The organism is Novosphingobium sp., from assembly GCF_019748365.1.
Taxonomy (GTDB): domain Bacteria; phylum Pseudomonadota; class Alphaproteobacteria; order Sphingomonadales; family Sphingomonadaceae; genus Novosphingobium.
The window spans coordinates 1-6,119 of record NZ_JAIEPN010000189.1 but is presented as its reverse complement, the minus strand read 5'-3'; the positions used below and the strand labels follow the sequence as shown (position 1 = coordinate 6,119).

The following is a 6,119-nucleotide window of genomic DNA, read 5'->3' as shown; positions in this document are numbered from 1 at the left end:
ATCTATTCGGGCACGCTGACCAAGGGCAGCTACCTGAACTCGGTGAAGAACAAGAAGGAGAAGGTCGGCCGCATGCTGCTGATGCACTCCAACAACCGCGAGGACATCGATGTGGCCTACGCCGGCGACATCGTCGCGCTGGCGGGTCTCAAGGAGACCACCACCGGCGATACGCTGTGCTCGGAGAAGCAGCCGATCATTCTCGAGCGGATGGAATTCCCCGAGCCGGTGATCGAGCTTTCGGTGGAGCCGAAGACCAAGGCCGACCAGGAGAAGATGGGCATCGCGCTCAACCGTCTCTCGGCCGAGGATCCCAGCTTCCGTGTCTCGACCGATCACGAATCCGGCCAGACCATCATCAAGGGCATGGGCGAACTTCACCTCGAAATCCTGGTCGACCGCATGAAGCGCGAGTTCAAGGTCGAGGCGAACGTCGGTGCGCCGCAGGTGGCTTACCGCGAATACCTCGGCAAGCCGGTGGACATCGACTACACCCACAAGAAGCAGTCGGGTGGTACCGGTCAGTTCGGCCGCGTGAAGGTCAAGGTCACGCCGGGCGAGCGCGGTTCGGGCTTCGTGTTCAAGGACGAGATCAAGGGCGGCAACATTCCGAAGGAATACATCCCCGCCATTGAAAAGGGCTTCCGCGAAACGGCTGAAACCGGCTCGCTGATCGGCTTCCCGATCATCGACTTCGAAGTCCTGCTCTATGACGGCGCCTACCACGACGTTGACTCGTCGGCGCTGGCCTTCGAAATCTGTGCCCGCGGCGCGATGCGCGAAGTGGCCCAGAAGTCGGGGATCAAGCTGCTCGAGCCGATCATGAAGGTCGAGGTGATCACGCCGGAGGAATACCTCGGCGACGTGATCGGCGACATCAACTCGAGGCGCGGCCAGATCCAGGGCACCGACAGCCGGGGCAATGCCCAGGCGGTTGTCGCCATGGTCCCGCTGGCTAACATGTTCGGCTACGTGAACCAGCTGCGCTCGTTCACGCAGGGCCGTGCGAACTACTCGATGTTCTTCGATCACTACGACGAGGTCCCGGCCAACGTCGCGACCGAGATCAAGGCGAAGATGGCGTAATCCATTCCCGGCAATTCGTCCCTCGGGCGAATTTACGGGTGATGGCAGGCTTGCATAAGCAAGCGGATCAATCTAGGGGCGGCGCCTGATTCAGCGGTCGCCGTCCCCGACCCGCAGTATCTGCAATTTTTAGAGAAGAAGGTTTGAGCAATGGCCAAGGCTAAGTTTGAGCGGACCAAGCCGCACTGCAACATCGGCACCATCGGTCACGTCGACCATGGCAAGACCACCCTGACGGCGGCGATCACCAAGGTCCTCGCCGAGACCGGCGGCGCGACGTTCACCGACTACGCGAACATCGACAAGGCTCCGGAAGAGCGCGAGCGCGGCATCACCATCTCGACCGCGCACGTCGAGTACGAGACCGCCAACCGCCACTACGCGCACGTCGACTGCCCGGGTCACGCCGACTACGTGAAGAACATGATCACCGGTGCCGCCCAGATGGACGGTGCGATCCTGGTCGTGAACGCGGCTGACGGCCCGATGCCGCAGACCCGCGAGCACATCCTGCTCGCCCGTCAGGTCGGCGTGCCGGCGCTCGTCGTGTACATGAACAAGGTCGACCAGGTTGACGACGAGGAAATCCTCGAGCTCGTCGAGCTGGAAGTGCGCGAGCTGCTCTCGTCGTACGACTTCCCGGGCGACGATATTCCGATCGTCAAGGGTTCGGCTCTCGCCGCGCTCGAAGGCCGCGACGACGCCATCGGCAAGAACTCGATCAACGAGCTCATGGCCGCTGTCGACAGCTACATCCCGCAGCCCCCGCGTCCGACCGACAAGCCGTTCCTGATGCCCGTCGAAGACGTGTTCTCGATCTCGGGTCGCGGCACCGTCGTGACCGGCCGTGTCGAGACCGGCATCGTCAAGGTTGGTGAAGAAGTCGAGATCGTCGGCCTCAAGAACACCACCAAGACCGTCGTCACCGGCGTTGAAATGTTCCGCAAGCTGCTCGATCAGGGTGAAGCCGGCGACAACATCGGCGCGCTGGTTCGCGGCATCAAGCGTGAAGAAGTCGAGCGCGGCCAGGTTCTCGCCAAGCCCGGTTCGGTGACCCCGCACACCGAGTTCTCGGCCGAGGTCTACGTGCTGTCGAAGGACGAAGGTGGCCGTCACACGCCGTTCTTCGCCAACTACCGCCCGCAGTTCTACTTCCGCACCACCGACGTGACCGGCGAAGTGATCCTTCCCGAAGGCACCGAAATGGTCATGCCCGGCGATAACCTGACCCTGTCGGTCCGTCTCATCGCGCCGATCGCGATGGACGAAGGTCTGCGCTTCGCGATCCGCGAAGGTGGCCGCACCGTCGGTTCGGGGGTTGTCAGCAAGATCACGAAGTAATATAGGCCGCGCTCCGGCGGGGAGATTCGCTCTTCCCGCCGGCCGGTTTTTATGGATCAGCGGCCCGCTTTCTCCTCGCTTCATGTGGGGCAGGGTGAGAGGGCGGAGCGGCTGGTCTTTTTGTTTTAGCTCTTTCGCATCGGTAAACGGACATGGACGCCCAGAATATCCGCATTCGCCTCAAAGCCTTCGATCACCGCGTGCTCGATCAGGCCACTGGTGAGATCGCAGACACCGCTCGCCGCACCGGCGCGCTGATCCGGGGCCCCATTCCGCTTCCGACGCGCATCGAGAAGTTCTGCGTCAACCGCGGTCCGCACGTCGACAAGAAGTCGCGCGAGCAGTTCGAGGTTCGCACCTACAAGCGGCTGCTCGATATCGTGCAGCCCAACGCCGCTACCGTGGACGCGCTGATGAAGCTCGACCTCGCCGCTGGCGTCAACGTCGAGATCAAGCTCGCGTAACAAGTTTCGCTCCTGCCCCAGGCAGAAGCACCAGAGTTTTGGAGGCCTGAGCCTCTCGGACAATGGGATACCTCCGGCGCCGCTCTCCAACGGGAGCACTTAGCCGGGCAAGCGTCCCCCGTTCGCTTCCGCCCTCCGGGCAGAAGCACTCAGCCCGGACGGGGCGCGCTTCACATACGGGCTGAACACGCCTCGCGGGGATGGTCCTCGCAAGGCCTCTGTAAGGAGTATGGTCATGCGCACCGGCGTGATCGCGAAGAAGGTCGGGATGACCCGGCTTTTCCAGGACGACGGACGGCACGTGCCGGTTACCGTCCTGGCGCTTGAAAATTGCCAGGTGGTCTCGGTCCGCACCGAAGAACGCGACGGTTATGTCGCGGTTCAGCTCGGCGCGGGTCAGGCCAAGCAGAAGAATGTCGCAAAGCCGCAGCGCGAGCACTTCGCCAAGGCTGAAGTCGAACTGAAGATGGAAGTCGCCGAGTTCCGCGTCGCCGAAGACGCGCTGCTCGAAGTCGGCTCGACCATCGCCGCTTCGCACTTCGTGCCCGGCCAGTATGTCGACATCACCGGTCACACGCAGGGCAAGGGCTTTGCCGGCGCGATGAAGCGCTGGGGTTTCGGCGGTATGCGCGCCACCCACGGTGTTTCGATCACCCACCGCGCCCATGGTTCGACCGGCAACCGCCAGGATCCGGGCCGCGTGTTCAAGAACAAGAAGATGGCCGGCCACATGGGCGACCGTCAGCGCACCCAGCAGAACCTCGAGATCGTCCGCACCGACGACGAGCGTGGCCTGATCTTCGTCAAGGGCTCGGTGCCCGGGTCGAAGAACGGCTGGCTGCTCGTCCGCGACGCGGTCAAGATCGATCGTCACGCTGAAGCGCCGTATCCGGCCGGCCTCAAGCAGGCTGCCAACAGCAATGACACGGCTGCGGCCGACACGCCGGCGGAAGATACCGCTGCGGTCGAGACCACCGTCGATGGTCAGGAGGGCTAAGTCGTGAAGGTTCAGGTCCTCAATCTCGATGGCACCGCAGCCGGCGAAGCCGAGCTCTCGGATGCCGTGTTCGGTGTGGCGCCCCGCGCCGACATCCTCCACCGCGTCGTCACCTGGCAGCTCGAGAAGCGCCGTGGCACCGCCCGCGGAGCGCGTGAGCGTTCGGATGTGGCGCGTACCGGCAAGAAGCTCGGCAACCAGAAGGGTGGCGGTGGCGCCCGTCACGGCGATCGTGCGGCTCCGATCTTCATCGGCGGCGGCAAGGCCCATGGCCCCCGCGTCCGTGATTTCGATCCCTCGCTCAACAAGAAGATCCGCGCGCTGGGTCTGAAGATGGCGCTCTCGACCAAGGCCCAGTCCGAAGGCCGTGGTCTCGTGGTGGTCGACACGCTCGACACCGACGGCAAGACCGCCACACTGGCCGCCACGCTCGCCAAGGCGGGCTTCGGCAAGAAGGTCCTCGTAATCGACGGCGAAGCGGTGAACGACAACTTCGCCCGCGCCGCGCGCAACATCATCGGGGTCAACGTGCTCCCGGCGGTCGGCGCGAACGTCTACGACATCCTGAAGCATGATACGCTGGTGCTGACGCGCGCTGCGGTCGAAAAGCTGGAGGCGCGTTTCAATGGCTAAGGACGCAATCGACACGCGTCACTACGACGTGATCGTGGCTCCCCACATCACCGAGAAGTCGACGCTGCTCAGCGAGCACAACGCCGTTGTGTTCAAGGTCGCCGACAAGGCCACCAAGCCGCAGATCAAGGCTGCGGTCGAGGCCCTGTTCGGCGTCAAGGTCACCAAGGTGAACACCTTGAACCAGGACGGCAAGACCAAGCGCTGGAAGGGCAAGCCCTACAAGCGTTCGGACTTCAAGAAGGCTGTCGTGACGCTGGCTACAGGCCAGTCGATCGACGTCACCAGCGGTATCTGAGGCGCATAGACCATGGCACTCAAGAACTACAACCCGACCAGCCCCGCCCGGCGCGGCCTGATCCTCGTCGACAAGTCGTCGCTGTGGAAGGGCAAGCCCGTCAAGGCGCTGACCGAGGGCAAGAGCAAGACCGGCGGCCGCAACAACAAGGGCCACGTGACCAGCCGCGGTATCGCGGGCGGCCACAAGCAGCGCTACCGGTTCATCGACTTCAAGCGCCGCAAGTGGGACATGCCCGCGACCGTCGAGCGTCTGGAGTACGATCCCAACCGCACCGCGTTCATCGCACTCGTCAAGTACGAGGACGGCGAGCAGACCTACATCCTCGCGCCGCAGCGCCTTGCGGTCGGTGATCAGGTCGTCGCCGGCGAGAAGACTGACGTGAAGCCGGGCAACGCGATGCTGCTCAGCCAGATGCCGGTCGGCACGATCATCCACAACGTGGAGATGAAGCCGGGCAAGGGTGGCCAGATCGCCCGTTCGGCCGGCACCTATGTCCAGCTCGTCGGTCGTGACCGCGGCATGGTCATCGTCCGCCTCAACTCGGGCGAGCAGCGCTACCTGCGCGGCGATTGCATGGGCACGGTTGGCGCGGTTTCGAACCCCGACAACTCGAACCAGAACCTTGCCAAGGCCGGTCGCGGCCGCTGGCTCGGTCGTCGCCCGCTTACCCGCGGTGTCGCCAAGAACCCGGTCGATCACCCGCACGGTGGTGGTGAAGGCCGCACCTCGGGTGGCCGTCATCCGGTCACGCCGTGGGGCAAGCCGACCAAGGGCGCCCGTACCCGTCACAACAAGCAGACGGACAAGATGATCATCCGTTCGCGTCACGCGAAGAAGAAGAGGTAACACCCCATGGCACGTTCCGTCTGGAAGGGACCCTTCGTCGACCTGCACCTCCTGAAGAAGGCCGAAGTGGCTCAGGATGCCGGTTCGCGTGCAGGTCCGATCAAGACCTGGTCGCGTCGATCGACCATTCTGCCGCAGTTCGTTGGTCTGACGTTCAACGTCTACAACGGGCACAAGTTCATCCCCGTCTCGGTCAACGAAGAGATGGTCGGCCACAAGCTTGGTGAATTCGCGCCGACGCGCACGTTCCCGGGCCACGCCGCTGACAAGAAGGGCAAGCGCTAATGGGTAAGCCCAAGTCCCCGCGCCGCGTTGCAGACAACGAAGCGCTCTCGGTCGGCACGCAGATCCGCGGCTCGGCCCAGAAGCTGAACCTCGTTGCCGGCCTGATCCGCGGCAAGCGCGCCGAAGACGCGATGAACATCCTCGCCTTCTCGAAGAAGGCGATGGC

9 protein-coding genes are annotated in these 6,119 nt (G+C 63.7%); all 9 read left to right on the top strand.

Features of this window, described 5'->3' with window-relative positions; all coding sequences use genetic code 11:
- Positions 1-1,086, top strand: a 1,086-nt coding sequence (locus K5Q19_RS20540; RefSeq protein ID WP_292949078.1) for an EF-Tu/IF-2/RF-3 family GTPase, incomplete at its 5' end; no start/stop codon positions are given.
- A 150-nt stretch (positions 1,087-1,236) separates the two neighbouring features.
- Positions 1,237-2,427 carry an elongation factor Tu gene (gene tuf / locus K5Q19_RS20535; RefSeq protein ID WP_292949075.1) on the top strand — a complete coding sequence of 397 codons (1,191 nt, stop codon included), beginning with the start codon at positions 1,237-1,239 and terminating at the stop codon, positions 2,425-2,427.
- A 152-nt stretch (positions 2,428-2,579) separates the two neighbouring features.
- Positions 2,580-2,891, top strand: coding sequence for a 30S ribosomal protein S10 (gene rpsJ, locus K5Q19_RS20530; RefSeq protein ID WP_028639306.1), 312 nt, complete (start codon positions 2,580-2,582; stop codon positions 2,889-2,891).
- A gap of 235 nt (positions 2,892-3,126) precedes the next feature.
- Positions 3,127-3,888, top strand: coding sequence for a 50S ribosomal protein L3 (gene rplC, locus K5Q19_RS20525; RefSeq protein ID WP_292949071.1), 762 nt, complete (start codon positions 3,127-3,129; stop codon positions 3,886-3,888).
- 3 nt (positions 3,889-3,891) lie between these two features.
- Positions 3,892-4,521 (top strand): 50S ribosomal protein L4, encoded by a 630-nt coding sequence (gene rplD / locus K5Q19_RS20520; protein ID WP_292949068.1) that lies wholly within the window; start codon positions 3,892-3,894, stop codon positions 4,519-4,521.
- Positions 4,514-4,819: a 50S ribosomal protein L23 gene (locus tag K5Q19_RS20515; protein ID WP_292949065.1), complete on the top strand. Its 306-nt coding sequence runs from the start codon at positions 4,514-4,516 to the stop codon at positions 4,817-4,819. The genes rplD and K5Q19_RS20515 overlap by 8 nt, the downstream gene beginning before the upstream one ends.
- Positions 4,820-4,831: 12 nt before the next feature.
- On the top strand, positions 4,832-5,668 hold the full coding sequence (gene rplB, locus K5Q19_RS20510) for a 50S ribosomal protein L2 (RefSeq protein WP_292949062.1): 837 nt from the start codon (positions 4,832-4,834) through the stop codon (positions 5,666-5,668).
- A gap of 6 nt (positions 5,669-5,674) precedes the next feature.
- Positions 5,675-5,953 carry a 30S ribosomal protein S19 gene (gene rpsS, locus K5Q19_RS20505; RefSeq protein WP_054121074.1) on the top strand — a complete coding sequence of 93 codons (279 nt, stop codon included), beginning with the start codon at positions 5,675-5,677 and terminating at the stop codon, positions 5,951-5,953.
- Positions 5,953-6,119: uL22 family ribosomal protein (locus K5Q19_RS20500; RefSeq protein ID WP_292949081.1), on the top strand; the 167-nt coding region annotated here is incomplete at its 3' end. The genes rpsS and K5Q19_RS20500, both read left to right, overlap by 1 nt.

Excerpts from the sequence above, each read along its gene's own strand:
- rplB (WP_292949062.1), top strand. The coding sequence starts at position 4,832 with ATGGCACTCAAGAACTACAACCCGACCAGCCCCGCCCGGCGCGGCCTG.
- rpsS (WP_054121074.1), top strand. The coding sequence starts at position 5,675 with ATGGCACGTTCCGTCTGGAAGGGACCCTTCGTCGACCTGCACCTCCTG.
- tuf (WP_292949075.1), top strand. The coding sequence starts at position 1,237 with ATGGCCAAGGCTAAGTTTGAGCGGACCAAGCCGCACTGCAACATCGGC.
- K5Q19_RS20515 (WP_292949065.1), top strand. The coding sequence starts at position 4,514 with ATGGCTAAGGACGCAATCGACACGCGTCACTACGACGTGATCGTGGCT.
- rplC (WP_292949071.1), top strand. The coding sequence starts at position 3,127 with ATGCGCACCGGCGTGATCGCGAAGAAGGTCGGGATGACCCGGCTTTTC.
- rpsJ (WP_028639306.1), top strand. The coding sequence starts at position 2,580 with ATGGACGCCCAGAATATCCGCATTCGCCTCAAAGCCTTCGATCACCGC.